The organism is Brevundimonas kwangchunensis, from assembly GCF_039523815.1.
GTDB classification, from domain to species: Bacteria; Pseudomonadota; Alphaproteobacteria; order Caulobacterales; family Caulobacteraceae; genus Brevundimonas; species Brevundimonas kwangchunensis.
In genome coordinates this window covers 55086-78360 of record NZ_BAAAGA010000004.1, presented here as the reverse complement: position 1 = coordinate 78360, position 23275 = coordinate 55086, and the positions used below count along the sequence as shown (strand labels likewise).

The following is a 23275-nucleotide window of genomic DNA, read 5'->3' as shown; positions in this document are numbered from 1 at the left end:
TTTTTGACCTGACTGCGTAAAGAGTAAGAGGATACAGCCCATGAACCGTCGACATTTTCTCATGGGCTCGACCGTCGCCGGAGCGGTTCTGGCCGCCGCCGGCTGCAGCACGACGCAGTCCTTCCCGCCCGCTTCCCCGACCCGCACGCTCGATCCCGAGGTCGAGGAGCTCCAGCGCCGGACTTTCGACTGGTTCGTGCGCGTCACCAATCGCTCGAACGGTCTGACGCCGGACCGCTGGCCGACGCCGTCGTTCAGCTCGGTCGCCGCCGTCGGCTTCGCCCTCACGGTCTGGCCGGTGGGGGTTGAGCGTGGCTGGATGAGCCGCGAGGAGGCGCGCGAGCGCACCCTGACCACCGTCCGCTTCTTCCACGATCTGAAGCAGGGCCCTGAGGCCGCGGGGACCGGCGGGTACAAGGGCTTCTTCTACCACTTCATCGACATGAACACGGGCCACCGCTTCGGTCGCACCGAGCTGTCGACCGTCGACACGGCCCTGCTGATCGGCGGCATGCTGTTCGCCTCGCGCTGGTTCGACGGCGACCATGCGGACGAGGCCGAGATCCGGCGTCTGACGCAGGCCATCTACGACCGCATCGAGTGGGACTGGATGATGGTTCGTCCGAACCGGATCTCGATGGGTTGGCACCCGGAGACGGGCGTGATCCCCGCGGACTGGAACGTCTACAACGAGGGCATGATCGTCCTGCTGCTGGCCATCGGCAGCCGCACCCATCCGGTTCCGTCCACGGTCTGGGACGAGTGGTGCAGCGTCTACGACCAGAGCTGGACCGACCGCTGGGGTCCGAAGCATCTGCATTTCGCCCCGATGTTCGGCCACCAGTACAGCCACATGTTCATCGACTTCCGCGGCATCCAGGACGCCTGGATGCGGGCGCGTCAGTCCGAGGTTCCGGGCTTCGACTACTTCCAGAACAGCGTCCGCGCCGTGGAGGCGCAGCGCAAGTACGCCACGGACAACACCCACGGCTGGGCCGGCTATTCGTCCGAGGTCTGGGGCCTGACGGCCTGCGACGGGCCGGGCGATTTCCGCCAGGTCGCCAGCGGGCGCGAGCGCGAGTTCTTCAGCTACTCTGCCCGTGGTCCGGGCGAGCGCGACGACGGCACCATCGCGCCGACGGCGGCCATGGGCAGCTTCCCGTTTGCGCCGACCGAGGTCACCGCCTGCCTGAAGGCGATGAAGGCCCGCTACGGCTCGGCCATCTACACCGAGTACGGCTTCCTGGATTCGTTCAACCCGACGCTGACCGAGCGCGACGGCCCGCTCCAGCACGGCCGCATCGTGCCGGGCATCGGCTGGGTGGACGGCGACTACCTCGGCATCGATCAGGGCCCGATCGTCATCCAGATCGAGAACCACCGCTCGGACATCGTCTGGAAGCGGATGCAGGGTGAGCCCAACATCACGCGCGGCCTGAAGCTGGCGGGCTTCACCGGCGGCTGGCTCGACAACGCATGAGCCTGATCCGGCCGGATCGACGCAAGACGCTCGGCCTGCTGGCCGGGGCGGCCGCGGGCGGTCTGGCCGGCTGCGGCCCGCGCAACGACGGCCGTACGCATCTGCGCTTCTGGGCCATGGGCAATGAGGCGACGAACGTCCCGCAGATCCTGCCGGAGTTCGAACGGCTGAATCCCGACATCAAGGTCGATGTGCAGGCCCTGCCGTGGACGGCGGCGCACCAGAAGCTGCTGACCGCCTATGCGGGCGACTCCCTGCCGGACCTCAGCCAGGTCGGGAACACCTGGGTGTCCGAAATGGCGGCGATCGGGGCCATCAGCGCCATGCCGGCCTTCGCCTCGGACCTGCTGACCGACCAGTTCCCGGCGGTGCTCGAAACCAACGAGATCGGGGGCAGGGCGGTGGCCACGCCCTGGTACGTCGACACGCGCCTGATCTTCTATCGCTCGGACCTGCTGCAACAGGCCGGCTATGACGCCATCCCGCAGACCTGGGCCGGCTGGAAGCAGGCCATGCATGCGGTCAAGCGCGTGGCCGGGCAGGACAAATATGCCGTGCTGCTGCCGGTTAACGAGTTCGAGCAACTGCTGACCTTCGGCCTGCAGGGCGCGGATCCGCTGCTGCGGGATCAGGACACGCGCGGCAACTTCTCCAGCCCGTCCTTCGTCGCGGCGCTGGCCTTCTACAAGAGCCTGTTTGACGAGGGCCTCGCGCCCGTCGCGTCATCGACGCAGATCTCGAACGTCTGGACCGAGTTCGAACGCGGCTGGTTCAGCTTCTACTTCTCCGGCCCGTGGACCGTGGGCGACTTCCGCAACCGGCTGAAGCCGGAGACGCAGTGGATGACCTCGGGTGTGCCGGGACCGACCGGGCCGGGCGCCTCGGCGCCGGGAGGGTCGTCGCTGGTCGTCTATCGGAGCTCGCCGCATCAGGAAGCGGCGTGGAAGCTGGTGCGCTATCTGGCCGACCCCGCGGTGCAGGCGCGTTTCAACGGCATCACGGGCAACCTGCCGGCGCGCGAGAGCGCTTGGGCCACGCCGGCTGTCGCCAACGATCCGGCCATCGCCGCCTTCAAGGGCCAGCTTTCCCGCGCCAAGGCCGTTCCCAAGGTGCCTGAGTGGGAGCGGATCGTCACCGAAATGCAGATCGTGGCCGAACGGATGGTGCGCGGCGAATACACGCCCGAGACAGCCGCGCGCGAGATCGATGTCCGCGCCGACCGGCTGCTTGAGAAGCGCCGCTGGATGATCGAGCAGGGGAGGGCCTCGTGACCGACGTCCCCGCAACCGCCGCCACCGTCGCCGCCAAACCCGCCCGGCGCGCCCCGACGACCCGCCAGCGCGAGCGCGCGGCGTGGGGTTTCGTCGCCCCGGCCCTGATCGCCATCGCGGTCTTCTTCGCCATTCCCGTGTTCGCGGCCCTGCTGCTGAGCCTGACCGATTTCGACATCTATGCGCTGGCGGACATCAACAACGTCCGCTTCGTCGGCCTGCAGAACTACGAGCGGCTGTTCGGCAATCCGCTGTTCTGGACGGCGATGAAGAACACTGGCCTGTTCGCCCTGTTCGGCGTGCCCCTGTCGATTGCGGCCTCTCTGGGCGCGGCGGTGATCCTGAATGCGCGGATGATCCGCTGGCGGCCGATGTGGCGGGTGATGTTCTTCGCCCCCTACGTCACCACCCTCGTGGCCACGGCGGTGCTGTGGAACTACCTGCTTCACACCCGCTACGGCATCATCAACTGGGCGATCTCGGGCATCGGCCTGCCGCCGGTGGACTGGCTGGGCGATCCGTCGACCTCGATCCCGGCCATCCTGATGTTCGTGGTGTGGAAGATCTTCGGCTACAACATGCTGATCTTCCTGGCGGTCCTGCAGACCGTGCCGGATGACCTGTATGAGGCCGCGCGGATCGACGGCGCGGGGCCGTGGAAGTCCTTTACCAATGTGACCCTGCCGGCGATCGGCCCGACCCTGCTGCTGGTGTCGATCATCTCGGTGGCGGGCTTCTTCCAGCTGTTCGCCGAGCCCTATGTGATGACCCAGGGCGGACCGGCGCAATCGACCGTGACGGTGCTCTACTTCATGTACGAAGAGGGCTTTAAATGGTGGAACCTCGGCTCCGCCAGCGCCGTCGCCTTCGTGCTGTTCCTCTGCATTCTGGCGGTCACGTTGGTCCAGTTGGCCGTGGCGAAGCGGATGGGAGCGTACGAATGAAGCTCCGCGCGATCCTGCTGAACGTCGCCGTGGGTTTCATCGCCCTGATGGTGCTGTTCCCGCTGGCGTGGATGGTGTCGGTCAGCTTCATGTCGACCGGCGAGGCGGCCAACTTTCCGCCGCCGCTGCTGCCTTCGAACTTCACGCTCGAGCACTACCGCGACCTGTTCGTGACCCAGGGCATGGGGCGCTACATGTGGAACAGCTTCGCGCTGGCCACGCTGGCGACCATCCTCGCCCTGCTGTTCACCGTGCCGGCCGGCTACGCCTTCGCCAAGCTGCGGTTCAAGGGGCGGGAGCGGGTATTCCAGATCCTCGTCGCCGCGCTGGTGGTGCCGGCCCAGATCGGCACCCTGCCGCTGTTCCTGATGCTGAAGTCGATGGGGCTGGTGAACACCTACGCCGGGGCGCTGGTGCCGTGGCTGGCCTCGATCTTCGGCCTGTTTCTGGTGCGGCAGTATTCGCTGTCGATCCCCGACGAGATGCTGGAGGCTGCGCGCATCGATGGGGCCAGCGAGGGCCAGATCTTCCGCCGGGTCGTCCTTCCGACGCTGCAGCCGATCATCGTGACCTTGGCCCTGTTCGTCTTCCTGGGCAGCTGGAACGACTTCCTGTGGCCGCTGATCATCCTGACGGACCAGTCGAACTACACCCTGCCCGTGGCGCTGGCGGCCCTGTCGCGCGAGCACGTGCAGGACATCGAGATGATGATGGCCGGCGCGACGATCACCGTGGCCCCGGTGCTGATCCTCTTCCTCGCCCTGCAGCGCTACTACATCCGCGGCATGCTCGCGGGCAGCGTGAAGGGCTAGCCAAGCGCCCGCTCATCCCCGCGAAAGCGGGGACCCAGTCCTTTGAAAGGGCTCGGGATGGCGGGATCGATGACAGAGCGACCCGGATGTGCCGGTTCGCCCAAACCACTGGGTCCCCGCTTTCGCGGAGATGAGCGGAGAGTCTGTATGCGCGTTCTTCTGCTGGCCTCGGTCGCCGCCCTCGCTCTTGCCGGAACGGCGCAGGCCCAGTCCGCCCGGCCGCTGGACGCCTTCGAGAGCCTGACGCCGTGGAAGGCGGACGCCTCGACGGACGTTTCCTCGGCCATCCGCGCCGTGCCCGGGCATCAAGGGCAGGCCATGCGGCTGGAGTACGATTTCAACGGTCGCTCCGGTTATGCCTTCGCCGCGCGGGAGATCGATCTGACCGTGCCCGAGAACTACGAGATCAGCTTCTGGGCGCGCGGCGAGATGCTGCCCAACACGCTGGAGATCAAGTTCACCGACGCCTCGGGCGAGAACGTCCACTGGCGGCAGGTGCAGCGGTTCGAGGCGCAGGGCGAGTGGACTCGCTATGTCATCAAGAAGCGGCAGATCATCTGGGCCTGGGGGCCGAACCCGGATCGCACCTTCCGCGGCGCACAGCGGATCGAGTTCGTCGTGACGGCCGGACAGGGCGGTCAGGGCTGGCTCGAGGTCGACCAGCTGGAGATCCGCGAACTGCCGCCGGAGCCATCCGTGCCGCCGCGCCCGATCGCCGAGGCGTCGAGCGCCGAAGGTCTGAACGTCGCCGCGCGGGCGGTAGATGGCGATCCGCTGACGGCGTGGCGCGCGACGGGCGGCCAGACTGAAAGCCTGACGCTGGACCTCGGCTACGAGCGCGAGTTCGGCGGTCTGACGCTGCGCTGGGCCGAGCGCGGCGCGGCCAGCGATTATCGCGTCATGGCGTCGTCCGACGGACAGGCGTGGCGCGAGCTGACGTCCGTGCAAGGCGGCAATGGCGGGACGGACTGGCTGCGAACGCCGGAAGCCTCGGCCCGCTGGCTGCGGCTCGACCTGCTGAAGCCGGTGGCTCCGTCCGCCGTGGTAGGGCAGGCCGGCGCCGGGCAGCGGCTGGGCGTGCAGGAGACGCCGCCCTATGCGCTGAACGAGATCGAGATCGAACCTCTGGCCTTCGGCGAGACGGCCACCAGCTTCGTTACCGCCGTGGCCGAGGAGAGCCGTCGGGGACTGTACCCCCGCGGTTTCCATGGCGAGCAGCCCTACTGGACGCTGGTCGGCGTCGACGGCGGCGGCGAGAGCGGCCTGATCGGCGAAGACGGCGCCATCGAGCTGCGTCGCGGCGGCCCGTCGATCGAGCCCTTTGTGATCGACAACGGGCGGGTGGTCAGCTGGGCGGACGTCAATGTGACCCAGAGCCAGCGCGACGGCGATCTGCCCATCCCGGCGGTTCAGTGGACAGGCGAGGGCTGGACCCTGACGATCTCGGCCTTCGCGGAGGGCGAGCCGGAGAATGCGCGTCTGTATGGCCGCTATGCGCTGAGCAACACCTCGGACCGGCCGCGGACGGTGACGCTGGCCCTGATGGCCCGGCCGTTCCAGGTCAACGGGCCACGCCAGTTCCTCACCACACCGGGCGGGGTCGGCGCCGTGCAGCAGGTGGACTGGACCGGCGGCGAGATGGTGCTGAATGACACGATCCGGGTGCGCGCCCTGGCGACGCCGGACGCGGTGGCGGTCACGGATTTCCAAGCCGGCGCCGATCCGAACGCCCTGCTGGCGGACCACGCCCGCCGGTTGCCGGCGGATCAGCGCGCGGTCGAGTCCGACGATGAACTGGCCGCCGGAGCGCTGCTTTACGACGTGACTCTCCAGCCCGGCGAGACGCGAACCTTCGGCTGGACCGCGCCCCTGTCCGGCGTGCCGGCCGAGCCACCGACAATGGGCTCGATCGAGGCCGCACTGGACGCGGTCGAGGCCCGGATCGCCGCCGGTTGGCGCGAGAAGCTGGACCGCTTCGATATCACCCTGCCGCCTGAGGCCGGGCCGGTGGAGGCGGTTATGAAGTCGTCGCTGGCGCACATGCTGATGTCGCGGCAGGGACCGATCCTGCAGCCGGGCACGCGCAGCTATAACCGCAGCTGGATCCGGGACGGGGCGATGATGGCCGAGGGACTGAACCGGCTGGGCCATGCGGACCTGTCGGCGGACTACTTGCGCTGGTTCGCGCCCTACGTCTTCGACAACGGCAAGGTGCCGTGCTGCGTCGACAGCCGCGGCGCCGATCCGGTGCCGGAGAACGACAGCCACGGCGAGTTCATCTTCTTGGCCGCCGAGACCTATCGCTACACCGGCGACGAGGCCCTGCTGCGTCAGGTCTGGCCGCAGGTGCAGCGCGCGGTCGCCTATATGGACGAGATCCGGGCGACGACGCGGACCGACGAGTACAGGACGCCGGACAAGCAGCACATGTTCGGTCTGCTGCCGCCGACGATCAGCCACGAAGGCTATTCGGACCGACCGGCCTATTCCTACTGGGACGACTTCTGGGGCGTGCTGGGCTACCACGATGCCGTCTGGATCGCCGAGACCTTGGGCGACGCCGAAGCCGCCGCCCGCATCCGCGCCTCGGCCGAGGAGTTCGAGGGCGACGTGGTGCGGTCCATCGAGGCCACGGCCGCCTTCCACAACATCGACTGGATCGCGGGGGCGGCCGACCGGGGCGACTTCGACGCCACCTCGACCACCATCGGCCTGTCGCCGGCGGGACTGATCGATGTCCTGCCGCGGACGCTTCTGGCCGGCACCTTCGACAAATGGTGGGAGAACTTCACCAGCCGGCAGGAAAACCGCCAGCAGTGGAAGGACTACACCCCCTACGAACTGCGCAACGTCGGGGCCATGGTCCGGCTGGGCCGTCGCGAAGAGGCGCTACGGGCGCTGGACTTCTACTTCGCCGACATCCGCCCGACGGCGTGGAACGGCTGGGCCGAGGTGGTAGGCCGCGAGATGCGCGAGCCGCGCTTCATCGGCGACATGCCGCACGCCTGGATCAGCTCGGACTACATCCGCTCGACGCTGGACATCCTGGTCTACGAGCGCGACCGGGACGAGGCTCTGGTGCTGGCCGCCGGCGTGCCGACGCGCTGGCTGGCCGGGGAGGGCGTGGGCGTTCGCGGCGTTCGCACCGCCTATGGTCCGCTGACCTACCGCTTCCGCGAGGACGGCCGGGGCTGGCGGCTGGACATCGAGCCGGGCGTGACGCCTCCGGGCGGCTATGTGATCCGCTGGCCGGAGGGCGAAACGCCGCCGGCAAGCGTGCGGATCGACGGGCGGGCTGCGAGTTTCGTGGGGCAGCAACTCGCCATTCCCGCCAGCGCACTTCGGATCGATCTTCGCTGAGCCGGAACGCTCCGGCCTCTTGCGGTGTTCGCTCTGCGAACTTCGGGAGAACCGGCATGCGAACTTTGATAACCCTGACCGCCGTGGCGGCGTCCGGACTGGTGCTGGCCAGCTGTGCGACCACGGACGGCTACGCCTCGGCCTGTGAACGCGACTATGCCCGCAACCGCGAGCGGGCCACGGCGGCCGGCGGACTGCTGGGCGCAGCCGTTGGCGCAGCGGTGGCCGGCAGCGATGATCGCGAGAAGGGCGCCGCCATCGGCGCGGCGGTGGGCGCGGTGCTGGGCAACCAGCTGTCGGCCGAGGACGATCCGTGCGGCTACGGCTTCGGCGGCTATAATCGGGACGGCCGCTACGGCTACGACCGGGTCTATCGCGACGGCTATCCGCGCCGCTGGTAACCGCGCTCAGTCGCCGTAGCTGTCGTAGCGCTGGCCCTGCGCCAGGTTGCCGAACTTGGTGGTGTCTGCGTCGAAGGACAGTTTCACGATGCCGATCGGGCCGTGGCGCTGCTTGCCGATGACGACCTCGGCCTGGCCGCGCAGGCGGTCCATGTCCTCCTGCCACTTCAGGTGTTCTTCCGACCCTTCGCGGGGCTCGGCGCGGCCGAGGTAGTAGCTTTCGCGGTACACGAACATCACGCAGTCGGCGTCCTGCTCGATCGAGCCGGATTCCCGCAGGTCGGACAGCTGGGGCCGCTTGTCCTCGCGTTGCTCGACCTGACGCGACAGCTGCGACAGGGCGATGATCGGCACCGACAGTTCCTTGGCCAGCGCCTTCAGGCCGCCGGTGATCTCGGAGACTTCCTGCACCCGGTTCTTCTGGCCGCCGCCGTCGCCGGTGGTGACCAGCTGGAGGTAGTCGACGATGATCAGGTCGAGGCCGTGATCCATCCGCTTCAGGCGGCGCGCGCGGGCGGCCAGCTTGGAGATGGACAAGCCGCCGGTGGCGTCGATGAACAGGGGGCTTTCGCCGATCTCGACGGCCGCGTCGCGGATCTTGCCGAAGTCCGAGGCGTCGATCTCGCCCTTGCGGAGCTTGTCCGAGGATACGCCCGAGGCGTCGGCCAGAATACGCATCGCCAGCTGCTCGGCGCTCATTTCCAGCGAGTAGAAGGCGACGACGCCGCCGCTGACGGTCTTGCGGCCCTCCGGGTGCGGCTCCCAGCGATAGTTGCGGGCGACGTTGAAGGCGATGTTGGTCGCCAGCGCCGTCTTGCCCATCGAGGGACGGCCGGCGAGGATCAGAAGGTCGGAGGGGTGCAGTCCGCCCAGCTTCTGGTCGAGGTCGTCCAGCTGGGTCGCCAGACCGGCCAGCTTGCCGTCCCGCTGATAGGCTTCGGCCGCCATCTGCACGGCGCCGGACAGGGCGTGGGAGAAACTGACGAAGCCGGACGACGGCTTGCCGGTCTCAGCCAGTGAATAGAGCGTCTGTTCGGCGTTCTCGATCTGCTCGTCGGCCGGCGTCTCCGGATTGGGCGCCTCCTTGATGATCTCGCCGCCGATGCGGATCAGGTCGCGGCGCAGGGCCAGGTCATAGACGACGCGGGCGTAGTCCGGCGCATTGGCGGCCGGCGGGGCGCGGTCGACCAGATCGGCGAGGTAGCGCAGACCACCAAACTCCTGGAACGCCGGGTCCTGCTTGAACCGCTCCATCAGGATGGTCGGCTCGGCCAGCATGCCCTGACGGATGTGATCCTCGATCGCGTCGTACAGACGCTGATGGAAGGGCTCGTACAGGTGGCTGCCGCGCAGGCGGTCGCTCAGCCGCTCGAACACGGCGTTGTCGAACATCAGCGCGCCCAGCAGCGCCTGCTCGGCCTCGAGATTGTGCGGCAGGGACGCAATCTGCGTCTGGTCGAAGCTTGAGGGAGCGAAGGCGTTCATGGTCATGACGTCATGCCCTTACACGCGGGCCGCGTCATTCTTTGTCGTAGCCTTCGACGGGGACAGAATTCACCGCCTGTGGATGCGGGCGATTTCCGTTTACGGATCAGTCAGCCGCCGGGGCAGGGATAGCGCGCGCGCATCCAGTCCCGCATGCCGTCGGTGACGGTCATCCGCTGGCGGCGGTCCTGCGGGATAGCGTTCAGGTGGGCGAGCAACTGCCGCGGATTGAGGCTGATGCTGTCGCCGGCCGGGCAGGCGGGCGGGTTGCGGCCCGCGGCCCGGGCCTGACGGACCTCCCGCATGACATTGCCCAGCGCGCGCTCGCCCTCGCTCTTCAGCCTATGCGCATCAGGGCGCAGCATGGCTGTCGCGTTCAGCGGGATGCGGTTCGCGCGGGTCACGAACTCGTCCAGCGTCATGGCGGACTGGGCTGACACGCTGCCGGCCGAAAGGCAGGCGAAGGCAATGGCGGCGACGATGGCTGCGCGCATGAATGGATATCCCTCCGACCCCCGCGCACAGCTTGGCCGTGAGATTGCGGCGGAACAAGGGTCTTTGGCGCGAGAGGGGGACCTCCCGCGCCATGACGATCACCAGTTCAGGCCGATGCGGGCATAGACGAAGCGCCCGTTGAAGCCGAACGGCGAATAGTAAGGGAAGCCCAGTACGCCGTTGCTGTTCAGCGCCTCCGGCACGGCGTCCGGGTACTCGTCGAATGCGTTGTCGACGCCCAGAGCCAGGGTGACGCGCTCATTGGGCTGGAACCGGCCCTCGAAGTCGAAGACCGTCTTGTCGCCTGTCGAGTAGTCCGCAGCTGCGGTCGAGCCGGGCTGCAGCACGTCGCCGTAGTAGGTCGCCCGTGCCGTCAGGCCCCAACGGCCGTAGGACCAGTCGGCGTTGCCCGAGACCTTGGTGTCCGGCGTACCCTGCTGAATCGTCTCGATCCGGCTGCGGGCGAACAGGGGCGGTACCGGATTCAGCACCGAGGACGAGCTCGGGACCTTGGTGACCTCGACGTCGTTGAAGTTGGCCGCGACCGTGAAGTCCCAGTCGCCATAAGCCTCGGTGTTCAGCCGGTAGCGGCCGACGACGTCGATGCCCTTTGTGGTCGTCTCGACGCCATTCAGGAAGAAGCGCGCGGCCTGGACGCCCAGCGGATCGAGCAGGGCGGCGACCTGCGGGCTGAAGCTGCGGTTGATCAGCTCCGACAGGACGATCTGGTCCTCGATGTCGATCTGGTAGGCATCCACGGTCAGATTGAAGTTACCGAGCCGGAAGACGCCGCCGAGCGTGTAGTTCGTCGAGGTTTCCGCATCGAGTGGCTGGGCCCCCAGCAGGCTTGCGACGGTGCTGGTGGCCGGGAAGGTGCCGGTCTCGACCACGGCCCCGTTCTGGATCACCGAGCTGGTCGAGGTGAAATACTGCTGCTGCAGGGACGGAGCCCGGAAACCGGTCGAGACCGAGCCGCGCAGGGCGAACGACGGGGTGAAGTCGTAGCGGGCCGAGATCTTGCCGGTGGTCGAGGTCCCGAAGTCGGAATAGTCCTCGAACCGGACGGCGCCGGCGACGGTGAGTTGTTCGGTGACCGGCGCCTCGACATCCAGATAGGCGCCGACCGCAGTGCGGTCCTCGTCGATCTCGTTGCCGGGCTGGAAGCCGGGAAAGCCCTGCGCGCCGCCGCCCAGCGCGGTGTTGCCGCCCAGCGGGCCACGGTTCCAGGACTCGGGCTGGCCGGCCTGAATCTCATAGGTCTCCCGACGCGCCTCCAGACCGATGGCGACGTTGACCGGAGCGTACAGGCCGAACTCGTACTGACGGCTGGCGTCCAGCCCCAGCACCAGCTGGTCATAGATCAGCGAGCCGGAATCGAAGCTGGTCGGTGAGGCCGCGCCATAGGTGGCGTTCAGCGAGTTCTCGGTGCGGAAGTCGAGCGCGTTTCGGCCGTAGACGAGGTTCACATCGGTCGCCCAGCCGCCGACCTCGCCGCGCAGGCCGCCGGCGAGGGACAGATCCTGCGAGTTGATGTTGATCTTCGGCAGGAAGCCGTTGGGGTAGAGGGCGGCGACGTTGTTCGCATTGCTGGCCAGGCGCGGGAAGGCCGCGCTCTCACTGTCGCGGTCCTGATAGCCGGCCCAGCCATAGGCCTCCCAACCGTTGCCGAGCGGCGCGCCGGCATTGGCGAAGACCGTCCACTGCTCGACCTCCGGATCGCCGAAGCGCGCGGTGATGGCCGCGGGCGAGACGCGCGGGTCGAGATCCGAGCGGTTGGTCGCGTCGCGCTTCAGATACTCGGCGCTGAGGGTCAGATAGCCGTCCTGACCGAGGCCGAAGCCCTGCCAGGCCGAGGCGGTGACGGTGCCGCCGTCGTCCTCGTCATGCGGAGCCGCGCGGGCGGTGTCGACTGTGGTGCGGTAGCCGCCCAGCGTCAGCGTCGCGCCGCCCCCTTCGCGAGCCTCGCGCAGGCGCAGGTTCACCACGCCGGCGATGGCGTCCGAACCGTACTGTGCCGAGGCGCCATCGCGCAGCACCTCGACCCGATCCAGCGCGCCGGACGGGATGGTATTCAGATCGACGGCCGCCGAGCCCCGGCCGACCGAGCCGTTGACGTTGACGAGGGCCGAGGCGTGCCGGCGCGTGCCGTTGACCAGCACCAGCGTCTGGTCCGGCGACAGGCCGCGCAAGGTGGCCGGGCGGATGGAGTCCGTGCCGTCCACGACGGCGGGACGCTGGAAGGTCAGGGAAGGGACGGCCTGCGACAGGGCGGCGGCCAGCTCGGTGGTGCCCCGGTTCTGCAGGTCCTCTGACGTCACGACGTCGACCGGTGCGAGGGTGTCCAGGCGCGAGCGGTTGGGCGCCCGGGTGCCGGTGACGACGACCTCGTCGATTGTCGTCGGCTCGTCCTGCGGCAGGGCGGTCTGGGCCGAGGCGGCGCCGGCGAGCAGGGCGGACGCCGAGGCGGCGGCGAACAGGGCGAGGCGGAAGGTGGTGGTTTTCATGTCGGTTCTCGATGAGGCGCAGGTGTCTGCACGGCGTCGCGCGCAGCGATCGCCGGTGTCGGTCTTGCGAGTTGTGGGAGTTCAGGTCCGGCGCGAATGCCGGGTGACGGTCAGCCGGTTACAGCGGACGTCGACATCGCATCGGACGGGCGCACCGCATGCAGGATTGCAGCGCGCGAACGCCGGGGGCAGCGAGAACAGTCAGGCGGGAAATGTCGTCACGCATCGTCGTCTCCTGCTCGATCGGAAACTTCAGCGGTGACAGATGGAGGGAGTCCGGGCGTGACCCGGTCTCTCATCTGCCGCGACCCGGCGAGGGGTCCCGAAGGAGTTGGCACCTTACGGAGGTCCGCAGGTTGCCCCGGCGTCCAAGGGCCTTTTCCCTCAGCCGGTCTCGATGAGCAGTTGCGATATTGCGATGCGTCAAAAACGGATCAAGTCCATGACGCAAAAAAGTTCGGCGGCGCAGGGTCGCCCCTGCGCCGCCGTGTCTTTTCAGCACTAAGTCGAAATCGGTCGAGTTGGACGCAGTCCAGCCCGGCTCAGATTTCGGCCAGCTTCAAGGCTGGGTTCAGGCTTCCGAACCCAGGCCGTCTTGCTGGCCGGCGCCGCCGGCGACCATGTCCGCGGCCTGTTCGGCGGCGGCTTCACGGTCTTCTTCGTAGGCCGACTTGATCACGTCCTCGCCCTTGGCTTGACGCTCGGCTTCTTCAGCCGAACGGGCGATGTTGATCTTGACGGTGGCCGAGACCTCGGCGTGCAGGCGAACCAGCACTTCGTGGACGCCCAGCGTCTTGATCGCGGTGTTCAGCACGACCTGCGAGCGCTCGACCTTGCCGCCTTCAGCCTGAACGGCTTCGGCGACGTCGCGGCCGGCGACCGAACCGTACAGCTGACCCGTCTCACCCGCCTGGCGGATCATGACGTAGGTCTGGCCGTCGATCTTGTCGGCGACCTTCTGCGCGTCGGCCTTGTTCTTCTCGTTGCGCTGCTCGATGGCGGCGCGGTCGAGTTCGAAGGCCTTCAGGTTGGCGGCGGTGGCCCGGCGGGCCTTGTCGCGCGGCAGAAGGAAGTTGCGGGCGAAGCCGTCCTTGACAGTGACGACGTCGCCGATGGCGCCGAGGTTATCGACGCGTTCCAGCAGAACGACCTTCATCTTACTTCACCACGTACGGCAGGAGGGCCAGATAGCGGGCGCGCTTGATGGCCTTGGCCAGTTCGCGCTGCTTCTTCTGGGAAACAGCCGTGATGCGCGACGGGACGATCTTGCCGCGCTCGCTGATGTAGCGTTGCAGCAGTTTCACGTCCTTGTAGTCGATCTTCGGCGCGTTCGGGCCGGAGAACGGGCACACCTTGCGGCGACGGTAGAACGGGCGACGGGCCGGGCCGGAGCCGGCCGGCGCGCCCGGGATCGGGGCAGTCGTATCGGTCATGTTCCGGGTTCCTTAGGCAGCGGCTTCAGCGTTGTCGTCACGCGGACCGCGTTCACGCTCGCGCTCGCGCTCGCGTTCACGACGGGCCAGCAGCGGCGACAGTTCCAGGTCGAGTTCCTCGACGCGGACGGTCAGCCAGCGCAGCACGTCTTCGTTGATCGACAGCTGACGCTCGACTTCGGCCATGGCGGCCGGCGGGCAATCGATGGCGAGCAGCGAATAATGAGCCTTGCGGTTCTTCTTGACCCGGTAGGTCAGGTTGCGCAGACCCCAGTACTCGATCTTGGCGACGGAACCGCCGTTTTCCTCGATCAGAGTCTTGATGGTGTCGTTCAGCGCTTCGGCCTGTTGCGCGGAGATATCCTGGCGCGACATGACCGTGTGCTCGTAAAGAGCCATGCAGTCTTCTCCCTTGTAGGGCATCGGCGCGGCCGGACCGGGTAGTCCGTTCCACGATGGATCCCGAGGCGGCGGCCGGGATGACTTCCCGAACCCTTTGGAGTTCCGCACCGGGACCGAAGCCCTGGAAAGCGGGCGCGTATAAGGGAAAAGCGGGCCTGGAGCAAGGCTGCGCGGTCAGGCCGCGCGGCGGTCTCCGTGAGGGGCCAGCAGGACGATCGTCTCCACCCGGTTCCGGCCGCCCGCCTTCGCCCGGTACAGCGCTCCGTCGGCCCCGACCAGCAGGCCGTCGGGCATGGTCAGGTTGCGACCGGTCCTGCCGGGGGCGGTGGCGACGCCGAGGCTGACGGTCAGGATGCCGTGGGGGCTGCCTTCGTGCGGTACGGACAGGGCCTCGACCGCGGCGCGGATGGTGTGGGCCACGCGCTCGGCCCCGATAGAGGGCGTGCGGGGCAGGATGACCGACAGTTCCTCGCCGCCGTAACGCACTGCCAGATCCCCGGGACGGCGCACGACCGCCTGTATGGCGGCCCCGACCCGGCGCAATGCGTCGTCGCCGGCGGCGTGGCCGTAGCGGTCGTTGAAAGCCTTGAAGCAGTCGATGTCGATCATGATCAGCGACAACTCGCTGTCGTAACGCGCGGCGCGACCCCACTCGCGGCGCAGGGCCGTGTCGAAGGCGCGGCGGTTGGACAGGCCGGTCAGGGCGTCGGTGACCGCCTCCATCTCCAGCCTGAGCCTCAGGTTATGGCGGTCCGAGACGTCGCGCATGACCAGAATGATCTCGGATGGTTTGCCCGCCCGGTCGCGCAGCACGCGGGTGCTGGTCTCGATCCAGACCATGACGCCGTCGGGGCGGGGGACGCGGACGGTGGTCGGCTCGATGTCCTCGCCCCGCATGGTGCGGATCGCGGCCTCGGCGATGATGTTGCGGTCGCTCTCGTGGACGAAGATGGAAGGGCGCTGGCCGACCATGTCGCGGGGATGCCGGCCCAGCACGCTCAGGGCCGATGGCGAGCAGTAGCGGATGCACAGGTCCGGGCCCAAGCGGCACAGGACATCGCGGCTGTGTTCGACGAGCGCGCGCAGGTGCTCGGGATCCGAGAGATCGTCTTCGACGTCGCCCGTCAGGCGGGCGAGCAGGGACCGGGCCCAGGACGGTATCATCGCCGCCTCCCACACACGCTACTGCCCCTTGAGGGAAGCGTGCGCGCGCGGGCTTAAGCGATGGCTTACGGCTATGGTGAACGGGCCGGGAGCTCTATTCCGGACGGACGACCATGCAGGTGACGCGACGCTCGGCCAGAGCCTCGCAGGCGGCCTGTGCGCCAGCCTCGGTCATGCCGGTGAAGCGCGAACGGTACCAGCCGGAGGCGTTCTGGACGGTACGTTCGGCGCTGGTGAACTGGCTGCGGAAGCGGCGGTTGACCTCGGTCAGCCAGTCGCGGGCGACGTTCTCGTCCCGGAAGGCGCCGACCTGCACGGCCCAGCGGCCGGTGGCGGAGCGGGCCGGTTCACGCGCGGTCTCGCGAGCAGGCGGACGGGCCGTGGTGCGGCTCGGTGCGGTTCCGCCGTTCAGGATGGCGGTCACGTCGGCCGGAAGGTCGGCGCGCTGGATCGTGGCCGGGCGCTCCGACGGGGCGGGCGTCACGCGGGTCGGAGCCGGCGGAGCGGCGGGCAGGGCGGTGTAGGCGACCGCGGTGTTGTCCTCGTCATCCTCGGTATTGGCCGAGGCGTAGGTCAGGGTCGGGCTGTTGTCCGGACCGATGCCGAAGCCGCGCTGCTCGAAGTAGGTCTGGGCGACCTGGATCATCTGGCCGTTGGCGCGGGCGCGCTCGACCTCGAAGCCCGTGTCCATCAGGGCGGCGACATGCTGATTGCGGCTGGCCGTCGAACGGCCGCCCAGCACGATGGTGATGATCCGCTTGTTCCCGCGCACGGCCGAGGCCGCCAGGTTGTAGCCCGAGGCGTTGGTGTAGCCGGTCTTCATGCCGTCATAGCCATTGCCGCCGTGCAGCAGGCCGTTGGTGTTGCGATAGTCGCGGCCGTTATAGGCCCAGTCGTGCAGGCCGAAGTACCGGTAGTACTGCGGATAGTCGCGCATGATGGCGCGGGCCAGGATGGCCAGATCGCGGGCCGAGGTCAGCTGGCGGGCGTCCGGCAGGCCGTTGGCGTTGACGTAGCGGGTCTGGGTCATGCCCAGTTCGCGGGCTTTCAGCGTCATCTGGGCGGTGAAGCGTGCTTCCGAGCCGCCGATGTGTTCGGCGATGGCCACGGCCATATCGTTGGCGCTGCGCACCGAGGTCGCCTTCATGGCGTCGTCCAAGGTGATGGTCTGACCGGCGGCGAGGCCCAGCTTGGACGGCGGCTGGCTGGCGGCGTGGGGCGAGATGGTCAGCACATCGGTCGGCTTCACCCGGCCTTCGGACAGGGCCTCGAAGGCGAGGTAGAGGGTCATCACCTTGGTGATCGACGCCGGATAACGGCGGCTGTCTGCATGGCGGGCGAACAGAACCTCGCCGGACTCGGCGTCCACGACGATAGCCGCATAGCGTGCATTGTCTGAGGACTGGGCGACCGGCGGCGTCAGGTTCGGCGTCGCCACCAGGGCGACAACCAGCATCAGAGACAGCCACCCCCGGCGGATCAGTGCGGTCAACGGCAAACGGCCCTCACTCAAGAACGTTGGCGCGACGACGGCCCCCCGGCGCGACGCTGATCAGAACGCTAACATGCCCCCGGCCGGTTTCATGAGGGTAAACGAGCCGTCAACATCTTTGTGAAGCCAGGCCGAACGACGTTCGAGGTCCGGATCGTGAACTTATTGTGCAATGCACAAAATGCTCTTGACCTCTTTTCGCAGGTGCACCATATGAGCCCTGTCGCAGTGGAATCGCTCCCTGCGGGAAAAATTATCAGCGGCAAAGACCGCGACAGGTTCAGGAGATACCCCCATGGCCGACAGCGCCGAAACCGTGAAGAAGACCGTCGAAACTGCCGCCGTGAACGCCAAGGCTTCGGCCGAGCGCGCGACCGCCCAAGCCGAGAAGATCCAGGCCGCCGGCGCCAAGGCCTTCCGTGAAGGCATGGACAAGTCGGTCGCCGGCTTCGCCGAGCTGAACGCCGAAGGCAAGAAGAACCTCGACGCCATGGTCGCCTCGGCCACGGCCGCCCAGAAGGGCGCCGAGACCCTGTCGGCCGCCTCGCTGGCCTACGGCAAGAAGTCGTGGGAAGACGGCGTCGCCGCCGCCCAGTCGCTTGCCGCCGCCCGTTCGGTCCAGGAACTGGTCGAACTGCAGACCTCGTGGGCCAAGTCGGCCGCGGAAACCTATCTGTCGGAAGTCACCAGGATGACCGACGTCTTCACCGCCTCGGTGAAGGACAGCTTCAAGCCGATCAACGAGCGCGTCACCGCCTCGGTCGAGAAGTTCCAGGCCGCCCGCTAAGGCGACCCGACTTTCGGTAAGCGTATGAATGGCCCCGGCGGGAACGCCGGGGCCTTTTTCGTGGCGCGAGCGATCCGGGTGTCAGACCGCTCGTCTTTTCATTGAATGCAATATCGACGATCCCAGACGGAGTTCGGCGATGGTCGCATCCGGCGTCGCCTGAAGGATCTCGCGACAACGGTCGAAGGCCTCTACGATCCGCACCGTCGTGATGGCGTGTATCGATACGCCGTCCGGGGTATGAACGTGCACCTCGTAGGCCGTGGCGCGCATCATGTCCTGGGATCGGGATAGAAGCCGACCCGCATCAGTGCGGCCCCCAGCCCTGCGGTGCTGGTCGAGTGAGTTTTCCGGAGCAGGCTGGCCCTGAAGAACTCTACGGTCCGCGGACTGATCCCGAGGTCCAGCGCGATTTCCTTGGTCCGCTTGCCAGCGACGATCAGTTCCGCGACCTGCCTTTCGCGCCGGGTGAAGGTGAGGTGGTCCTGAACCGGAGCGGCGTCCAGGGCGGCGAGTGTCTTGCGGACCGCATCCGCCAGTTGTTCCGGGCTGGTAGGCTTGACGAGCACATTGTCGACGCCGGTTCGCATCGCCTCGACAGTCATCTGCACATCGACATAGGCGCTGAGAATGATGACGCCGTGCCGCCGTAGCGCGCAGAAGGCGGCAACCAGATCAAGATCTTCGATCCCCGGGATCTTCAGGTCGGCGATGATGCATGTCGGCTCTGCGTCAGACGCGAACATCAGCGCCTCGACAGGATCTGCGAAACCGCGCGGACGCCACTCGGGAGTATCCAGACAAAGAACCGTGGCGGCGAGTACGGAGGGCTCGTCGTCAATAACGATCAGGTCGCGACGTTCGAAGGTGCTGGAAGTGAAGGGGACGCGCGGGGGCAAGCGTGGCGGTGACATCGCGCCCTGATACTACGGTACAGGCGCGAAGGAACCTCGTAGTCACACGTAGTTGCTGTGTGTCGGTCCGCTCTGCGAGACAACTTGAGATGACACCTTCCGATCCTGCTTCCCGCAGTCCGAATGCCGTCGATGTGGCCGTAGGCCGAAAGGTTCGCGCGCGCCGAAAAGAACTCAGGGTGACCCAGACATCCCTGACTAACGCGATCGGGAAGACGTTTCAACAAATCCAGAAGTACGAGCAGGGGCGCAATCGCGTTTCGGCATCTGTCCTCTGGGAGATTGCATGCCAGCTTAAGGCGCCGATCCAGTACTTCTTTACTGAAATCCCTGTTGAATCCGGGTTCAACGCGGCTAGGGATGAAGGGGCTCGGGAGCAACGTTTGACCGAACTCTTCCGCGCGTTGAACAAGCACGAGCAGGAGGCGGTGATGCATGTCATCGGTTGTTTGTTGCAGCCGCGGACTTGAGGGCGCTCGGCGCGCGGATTTCCGAACAGTCTTAAAGACGTGCGGATCGCCTCGTGTCAGTCGGACACGAACAGATTCAGATGCATCCAGCGCAGGCCGGGGAGGGTGGCGGCGGTATGGTTGCGGATGTCCCAGATACGGAAGCGATCGATCTCGTCGCCGCCATCGTCCTACTGAGTCGCCAGGTCAGTCGCCAATTTGTCGAAGGCGGCTGACGGGTCATCGGCTTTCAGATCCATCCAGAGGCTGAACCGTTCGTCGAACTTGGAGTAGGGGTGGACGCGGCATTCGCGGATGCGCGCGGAGTTCTGAACCCGCTCCACCACAGGCTTCGCCGCCTCAAGGGCTGCGACATAGTCGCTTGCCGCGACATGCGCATTCAACAGCAGGCGGTGCTCTGCCAATCCATCGCCTCCATCATCTCCGCCCGTCACGGAAGCTGTGACTTGCCGCATCTACAAAACCGTCGGACAGTTCCTATCTGTCCATCCGACTCCCCCAAACCGGACAACGAATGCCACCGTCTCGCAAGGTCGGTGATCCCAGTGGAGGCGCCGGCGCCGCCACGATCACCGAAACAAAGCCGAAGCTTCAGCGGCCCTCGCTCTATCGGGTGCTGATCCTGAACGACGACTACACGCCGATGGAATTCGTCGTCTACGTGCTGGAGCGGTTCTTCCAGAAGAGCCGCGAGGACGCGACCCGCATCATGCTGCATGTGCATCAGCATGGCGTCGGGGTTTGCGGCGTCTTCACCTACGAGGTGGCCGAAACCAAGGTCGCTCAGGTGGTGGAGACGGCCCGCCGCCACCAGCACCCCCTGCAATGCACGATGGAAAAGGACTGAGAGGAACCCACATGCCCTCGTTTTCCCGTCCTCTCGAAGAGACCCTGCACCGGGCGGTGCACTACGCAAACGAGCGCCGGCATGAGTACGCGACGCTCGAGCACCTCCTGCTGGCCCTCGTGGATGATCCCGACGCCGCCGGCGTGATGACGGCCTGCAACGTCGATCTGACGGCGTTGAAGACTTCCCTGACTCTCTATGTCGATACCGACCTGGCCGCGCTGGCGACCTCGGATGGCGACGACGCCAAGCCGACCGCCGGCTTCCAGCGCGTGATCCAGCGCGCGGTGATCCACGTCCAGTCCTCGGGTCGCGAGGAGGTGACCGGCGCCAATGTGCTGGTGGCAATCTTCAGCGAGCGCGAGAGCCACGCCGCCTACTTCCTGCAGGAGCAGGACATGACGCGGTACGACGCGGTCAACTACATCGCCCACGGCATCGCCAAGAAGCCGGGCTCGGCCGAGACGCGCCCCGCGCGCGCCGCCGGCGCCAGCCCCGAGGACGCCGAGGACGCTGCAGCCGCCAAGACCGGGGGCGAGGCGCTTGAGGCCTATTGTGTCGACCTCAACGAGAAGGCCCGGAACGGCAAGATCGACCCGCTGATCGGCCGTCATGCCGAGGTCGAGCGCTCGATCCAGATCCTGTGCCGCCGGACCAAGAACAACCCGCTGCTGGTCGGCGATCCGGGCGTCGGCAAGACCGCCATCGCAGAGGGCCTGGCCAAGAAGATCGTCGAGGGCGAGGTGCCGGACGTCCTGAAGGACGCCACCATCTACTCGCTCGACATGGGCGCGCTGCTGGCCGGCACCCGCTATCGCGGCGACTTCGAGGAGCGCCTGAAGCAGGTGGTCAAGGAGCTGGAGACGCACGACAACGCCGTGCTCTTCATCGACGAGATACACACGGTGATCGGCGCCGGCGCGACGTCGGGCGGGGCCATGGACGCCTCGAACCTGCTCAAGCCCGCCCTGGCTTCGGGCGGTCTGCGCTGCATGGGTTCGACAACCTACAAGGAATATCGCCAGCACTTCGAGAAAGACCGGGCCCTGGCCCGTCGCTTCCAGAAGATCGACGTCAACGAGCCGACCGTCGAGGACACCATCAAGATCCTGAAGGGTCTGAAGACGTCCTACGAAGGGCACCACAAGCTGCGCTACACCGACGCCGCCATCCGCACGGCGGTGGAGCTGTCGGCGCGGTACATGACCGACCGGAAGCTGCCGGACAAGGCGATCGACGTCATCGACGAGGCCGGCGCCTCGCAGATGCTGCTGCCCGAGTCCAAGCGGAAGAAGGTCATCGGCCAGAAGGAGGTCGAGGCCGTCATCGCCAAGATGGCCCGCATCCCGCCGAAGTCGGTCTCCAAGTCCGACACCGAATCCTTGCGTGAGCTTCAGGGCGACCTGAACCGCGTGGTCTTCGGTCAGGAGGCGGCGATCGAACAGGTGTCGGCGGCGATGAAGCTGGCCCGCGCCGGCCTGCGCGACCCGCAGAAGCCGATCGGCGCCTTCCTGTTCTCCGGCCCGACCGGCGTCGGCAAGACCGAGGTGGCCAAGCAGCTGGCGTCCACGCTGGGCATCGAGATGCAGCGCTTCGACATGTCCGAGTACATGGAGCGGCACACTGTCTCGCGCCTGATCGGGGCCCCTCCGGGCTATGTCGGTCACGACCAGGGCGGCCTGCTGACCGACGCTGTCGACCAGCATCCGCACTCGGTGGTGCTGCTGGACGAGATCGAGAAGGCTCACCCGGACGTCTACAACATCCTGCTGCAGGTGATGGACAACGGCCAGCTGACCGACGCCGTCGGCAAGAAGGTCGATTTCCGGAACGTGATCCTGATCATGACCACCAACGCCGGCGCCGCCGACAATGCGCGGGCGGCCATCGGCTTCGGCCGCGGCAAGGTCGAGGGTGAGGACGAGAAGGCCATCCAGCGCCTGTTCGCGCCGGAGTTCCGCAACCGTCTGGACGCCATCGTGGCGTTCAAGCCGCTGGGCTCCGAGACGATCAAGTCGGTGGTGTCCAAGTTTGTCATGCAGTTGGAAGCCCAGTTGGGCGACCGGAACATCACCATCGAGCTGACCGACGAGGCGGCCGACTGGCTGGCGAAGAACGGCTTCGACGAGCTGTACGGCGCCCGCCCGCTGGCCCGCACGATCCAGGAGCACATCAAGAAGCCGCTGGCGGACGACATCCTGTTCGGGCGCCTGACGCGCGGCGGCCATGTGAAGGTCGAGCTGAAGGACGGCAAGATCGCCTTCGCCATCACCCCGGCCACGGGCAATGCGGCCAAGGTCAAGGAGGACGAGGCGGCGGACTGATCGCCGGCTGGTTCGGAACTGCGAAAGGCCCCGGTGGGAACGCCGGGGCCTTTTCTTTTGCGCGCCGCGGGTCTCGAATGGCGGTGTAGTGCTGGAGAGTGGAATGAGCGGCGAGGGACTGACCGAGCGTCAGAAGAAGTGGTTCGCCTCGGTCGAGGCCAACTTCGAGGCGCAGACCGGGCGTCCGCTGGCCGTCTGGCTAAGCATCCTGAAAGGCTGTCCTGAGACCCGGCCGAAGGCGCAGGCGGCGTGGCTGAAGGCGACGCACGGCATCGGTCAGAACCACGCGTCGCACATCCTGAATGCGGCACGGCCGGACACGACGATGGGCTGGGACGATGCGGAAGGACTGCGAGCGGCGCTCTGGGCCGAACCGAGATCACTCGCCATTCTGGAGGCGCTGGAGCGACACGCCGCCGACGTCGAGGGCGTGATCTTCGGCCAACGCAAGGGCTACACCTCGTTCTCGCGCGCGGTGCAGTTCGCGGCAATCCGCCCGCTGAAAGGCGGCAAGGCTCTTCTGGGACTGAAGCTGGATCCGTCGGCGTCGCCGCGTCTGGCCTAGGCGGTTCGGCGCGAGAGCTGGTCGGAGCGGCTCTCTGCCTTCGTCGAACTGGACGGTCCGGGGGCCGTCAATGACGAGATCGGCCGCCTGTTCGCACAGGCGGCCGAGAACGGCTGAACCGCTCG

22 protein-coding genes and 1 riboswitch are annotated in these 23275 nt (G+C 67.2%); of the genes, 11 read left to right on the top strand and 11 right to left on the bottom strand.

Annotated elements, in window-relative coordinates:
* Positions 1-40: 40 nt before the first annotated feature.
* The 6 genes from ABDZ95_RS08530 to ABDZ95_RS08505 all read left to right on the top strand — a co-directional run bounded on the left by ABDZ95_RS08530 (position 41) and on the right by ABDZ95_RS08505 (position 8268).
* Positions 41-1480: a glucoamylase family protein gene (locus ABDZ95_RS08530; protein WP_343792686.1), complete on the top strand. Its 1440-nt coding sequence runs from the start codon at positions 41-43 to the stop codon at positions 1478-1480.
* A complete protein-coding gene (locus ABDZ95_RS08525; protein WP_343792684.1) occupies positions 1477-2751 on the top strand; it encodes a sugar ABC transporter substrate-binding protein in 1275 nt (424 codons plus the stop codon). Before ABDZ95_RS08530 ends, ABDZ95_RS08525 begins: the two co-directional genes overlap by 4 nt.
* Positions 2748-3695 carry a carbohydrate ABC transporter permease gene (locus ABDZ95_RS08520; RefSeq protein ID WP_343792682.1) on the top strand — a complete coding sequence of 316 codons (948 nt, stop codon included), beginning with the start codon at positions 2748-2750 and terminating at the stop codon, positions 3693-3695. Before ABDZ95_RS08525 ends, ABDZ95_RS08520 begins: the two co-directional genes overlap by 4 nt.
* Entirely contained in the window at positions 3692-4507 is an 816-nt protein-coding gene (locus ABDZ95_RS08515) for a carbohydrate ABC transporter permease (RefSeq protein ID WP_343792680.1), read from the top strand. The genes ABDZ95_RS08520 and ABDZ95_RS08515 overlap by 4 nt, the downstream gene beginning before the upstream one ends.
* Positions 4508-4654: 147 nt before the next feature.
* Positions 4655-7867, top strand: a complete 3213-nt coding sequence (locus ABDZ95_RS08510) for a discoidin domain-containing protein (protein ID WP_343792678.1) — start codon at positions 4655-4657, stop codon at positions 7865-7867.
* A 56-nt stretch (positions 7868-7923) separates the two neighbouring features.
* Positions 7924-8268 (top strand): glycine zipper 2TM domain-containing protein, encoded by a 345-nt coding sequence (locus tag ABDZ95_RS08505; RefSeq protein ID WP_343792676.1) that lies wholly within the window; start codon positions 7924-7926, stop codon positions 8266-8268.
* A 6-nt stretch (positions 8269-8274) separates the two neighbouring features.
* Here the strand turns inward: ABDZ95_RS08505 and ABDZ95_RS08500 are convergent, their stop codons facing one another.
* The 8 genes from ABDZ95_RS08500 to ABDZ95_RS08465 all read right to left on the bottom strand — a co-directional run bounded on the left by ABDZ95_RS08500 (position 8275) and on the right by ABDZ95_RS08465 (position 17207).
* On the bottom strand, positions 8275-9753 hold the full coding sequence (locus ABDZ95_RS08500; protein ID WP_343792916.1) for a replicative DNA helicase: 1479 nt from the start codon (positions 9751-9753) through the stop codon (positions 8275-8277).
* 110 nt (positions 9754-9863) lie between these two features.
* On the bottom strand, positions 9864-10247 hold the full coding sequence (locus ABDZ95_RS08495) for a hypothetical protein (protein ID WP_343792674.1): 384 nt from the start codon (positions 10245-10247) through the stop codon (positions 9864-9866).
* A 99-nt stretch (positions 10248-10346) separates the two neighbouring features.
* Positions 10347-12752, bottom strand: a complete 2406-nt coding sequence (locus ABDZ95_RS08490; RefSeq protein WP_343792672.1) for a TonB-dependent receptor plug domain-containing protein — start codon at positions 12750-12752, stop codon at positions 10347-10349.
* A gap of 292 nt (positions 12753-13044) precedes the next feature.
* Positions 13045-13156, bottom strand: a riboswitch (SAM riboswitch).
* 167 nt (positions 13157-13323) lie between these two features.
* Positions 13324-13908 (bottom strand): 50S ribosomal protein L9, encoded by a 585-nt coding sequence (gene rplI, locus ABDZ95_RS08485; protein ID WP_343792670.1) that lies wholly within the window; start codon positions 13906-13908, stop codon positions 13324-13326.
* Position 13909: 1 nt separating this feature from the next.
* Complete coding sequence (gene rpsR, locus ABDZ95_RS08480) at positions 13910-14185, bottom strand: 30S ribosomal protein S18 (RefSeq protein ID WP_343792668.1); 276 nt, start codon at positions 14183-14185, stop codon at positions 13910-13912.
* 12 nt (positions 14186-14197) lie between these two features.
* A complete protein-coding gene (gene rpsF, locus ABDZ95_RS08475) occupies positions 14198-14584 on the bottom strand; it encodes a 30S ribosomal protein S6 (protein ID WP_343792666.1) in 387 nt (128 codons plus the stop codon).
* A 177-nt stretch (positions 14585-14761) separates the two neighbouring features.
* Entirely contained in the window at positions 14762-15751 is a 990-nt protein-coding gene (locus ABDZ95_RS08470; protein ID WP_343792664.1) for a sensor domain-containing diguanylate cyclase, read from the bottom strand.
* 94 nt (positions 15752-15845) lie between these two features.
* Complete coding sequence (locus ABDZ95_RS08465; protein ID WP_343792662.1) at positions 15846-17207, bottom strand: serine hydrolase; 1362 nt, start codon at positions 17205-17207, stop codon at positions 15846-15848.
* Positions 17208-17538: 331 nt separating this feature from the next.
* Between ABDZ95_RS08465 and ABDZ95_RS08460 the strand changes: the two genes are divergently transcribed.
* The gene (locus tag ABDZ95_RS08460) at positions 17539-18030 is read left to right on the top strand and encodes a phasin family protein (RefSeq protein WP_343792660.1); all 492 of its coding nucleotides are present in this window, start codon (positions 17539-17541) and stop codon (positions 18028-18030) included.
* An 81-nt stretch (positions 18031-18111) separates the two neighbouring features.
* Here the strand turns inward: ABDZ95_RS08460 and ABDZ95_RS08455 are convergent, their stop codons facing one another.
* Positions 18112-18306 (bottom strand): hypothetical protein, encoded by a 195-nt coding sequence (locus ABDZ95_RS08455; protein ID WP_343792658.1) that lies wholly within the window; start codon positions 18304-18306, stop codon positions 18112-18114.
* Positions 18303-18944, bottom strand: coding sequence for a response regulator transcription factor (locus tag ABDZ95_RS08450; RefSeq protein WP_343792656.1), 642 nt, complete (start codon positions 18942-18944; stop codon positions 18303-18305). The genes ABDZ95_RS08455 and ABDZ95_RS08450 overlap by 4 nt, the downstream gene beginning before the upstream one ends.
* Positions 18945-19033: 89 nt before the next feature.
* Between ABDZ95_RS08450 and ABDZ95_RS08445 the strand changes: the two genes are divergently transcribed.
* Entirely contained in the window at positions 19034-19414 is a 381-nt protein-coding gene (locus tag ABDZ95_RS08445; RefSeq protein ID WP_343792654.1) for a helix-turn-helix domain-containing protein, read from the top strand.
* Between the two features lie 170 nt (positions 19415-19584).
* On the opposite strand, the gene ABDZ95_RS08440 is transcribed toward ABDZ95_RS08445, so the two are convergent.
* On the bottom strand, positions 19585-19818 hold the full coding sequence (locus ABDZ95_RS08440; RefSeq protein WP_343792652.1) for a hypothetical protein: 234 nt from the start codon (positions 19816-19818) through the stop codon (positions 19585-19587).
* A gap of 110 nt (positions 19819-19928) precedes the next feature.
* Between ABDZ95_RS08440 and clpS the strand changes: the two genes are divergently transcribed.
* The 3 genes from clpS (at position 19929) to ABDZ95_RS08425 (ending at position 23150) form a co-directional block, all read left to right on the top strand.
* On the top strand, positions 19929-20261 hold the full coding sequence (gene clpS / locus ABDZ95_RS08435) for an ATP-dependent Clp protease adapter ClpS (protein ID WP_343792650.1): 333 nt from the start codon (positions 19929-19931) through the stop codon (positions 20259-20261).
* Between the two features lie 11 nt (positions 20262-20272).
* Positions 20273-22585: an ATP-dependent Clp protease ATP-binding subunit ClpA gene (clpA, locus tag ABDZ95_RS08430; protein WP_343792648.1), complete on the top strand. Its 2313-nt coding sequence runs from the start codon at positions 20273-20275 to the stop codon at positions 22583-22585.
* 103 nt (positions 22586-22688) lie between these two features.
* A complete protein-coding gene (locus tag ABDZ95_RS08425; RefSeq protein WP_343792646.1) occupies positions 22689-23150 on the top strand; it encodes a DUF4287 domain-containing protein in 462 nt (153 codons plus the stop codon).
* Positions 23151-23275 lie beyond the last annotated feature (125 nt).

Coding starts and splice junctions, on each gene's coding strand:
- ABDZ95_RS08530 (WP_343792686.1), top strand. CDS start 41: ATGAACCGTCGACATTTTCTCATGGGCTCGACCGTCGCCGGAGCGGTT.
- ABDZ95_RS08525 (WP_343792684.1), top strand. CDS start 1,477: ATGAGCCTGATCCGGCCGGATCGACGCAAGACGCTCGGCCTGCTGGCC.
- ABDZ95_RS08515 (WP_343792680.1), top strand. CDS start 3,692: ATGAAGCTCCGCGCGATCCTGCTGAACGTCGCCGTGGGTTTCATCGCC.
- ABDZ95_RS08510 (WP_343792678.1), top strand. CDS start 4,655: ATGCGCGTTCTTCTGCTGGCCTCGGTCGCCGCCCTCGCTCTTGCCGGA.
- ABDZ95_RS08505 (WP_343792676.1), top strand. CDS start 7,924: ATGCGAACTTTGATAACCCTGACCGCCGTGGCGGCGTCCGGACTGGTG.
- ABDZ95_RS08500 (WP_343792916.1), bottom strand. CDS start 9,753: ATGAACGCCTTCGCTCCCTCAAGCTTCGACCAGACGCAGATTGCGTCC.
- ABDZ95_RS08495 (WP_343792674.1), bottom strand. CDS start 10,247: ATGCGCGCAGCCATCGTCGCCGCCATTGCCTTCGCCTGCCTTTCGGCC.
- ABDZ95_RS08490 (WP_343792672.1), bottom strand. CDS start 12,752: ATGAAAACCACCACCTTCCGCCTCGCCCTGTTCGCCGCCGCCTCGGCG.
- rplI (WP_343792670.1), bottom strand. CDS start 13,908: ATGAAGGTCGTTCTGCTGGAACGCGTCGATAACCTCGGCGCCATCGGC.
- rpsR (WP_343792668.1), bottom strand. CDS start 14,185: ATGACCGATACGACTGCCCCGATCCCGGGCGCGCCGGCCGGCTCCGGC.
- rpsF (WP_343792666.1), bottom strand. CDS start 14,584: ATGGCTCTTTACGAGCACACGGTCATGTCGCGCCAGGATATCTCCGCG.
- ABDZ95_RS08470 (WP_343792664.1), bottom strand. CDS start 15,751: ATGATACCGTCCTGGGCCCGGTCCCTGCTCGCCCGCCTGACGGGCGAC.
- ABDZ95_RS08465 (WP_343792662.1), bottom strand. CDS start 17,207: ATGCTGGTTGTCGCCCTGGTGGCGACGCCGAACCTGACGCCGCCGGTC.
- ABDZ95_RS08460 (WP_343792660.1), top strand. CDS start 17,539: ATGGCCGACAGCGCCGAAACCGTGAAGAAGACCGTCGAAACTGCCGCC.
- ABDZ95_RS08455 (WP_343792658.1), bottom strand. CDS start 18,306: ATGATGCGCGCCACGGCCTACGAGGTGCACGTTCATACCCCGGACGGC.
- ABDZ95_RS08450 (WP_343792656.1), bottom strand. CDS start 18,944: ATGTCACCGCCACGCTTGCCCCCGCGCGTCCCCTTCACTTCCAGCACC.
- ABDZ95_RS08445 (WP_343792654.1), top strand. CDS start 19,034: ATGACACCTTCCGATCCTGCTTCCCGCAGTCCGAATGCCGTCGATGTG.
- clpS (WP_343792650.1), top strand. CDS start 19,929: ATGCCACCGTCTCGCAAGGTCGGTGATCCCAGTGGAGGCGCCGGCGCC.
- clpA (WP_343792648.1), top strand. CDS start 20,273: ATGCCCTCGTTTTCCCGTCCTCTCGAAGAGACCCTGCACCGGGCGGTG.
- ABDZ95_RS08425 (WP_343792646.1), top strand. CDS start 22,689: ATGAGCGGCGAGGGACTGACCGAGCGTCAGAAGAAGTGGTTCGCCTCG.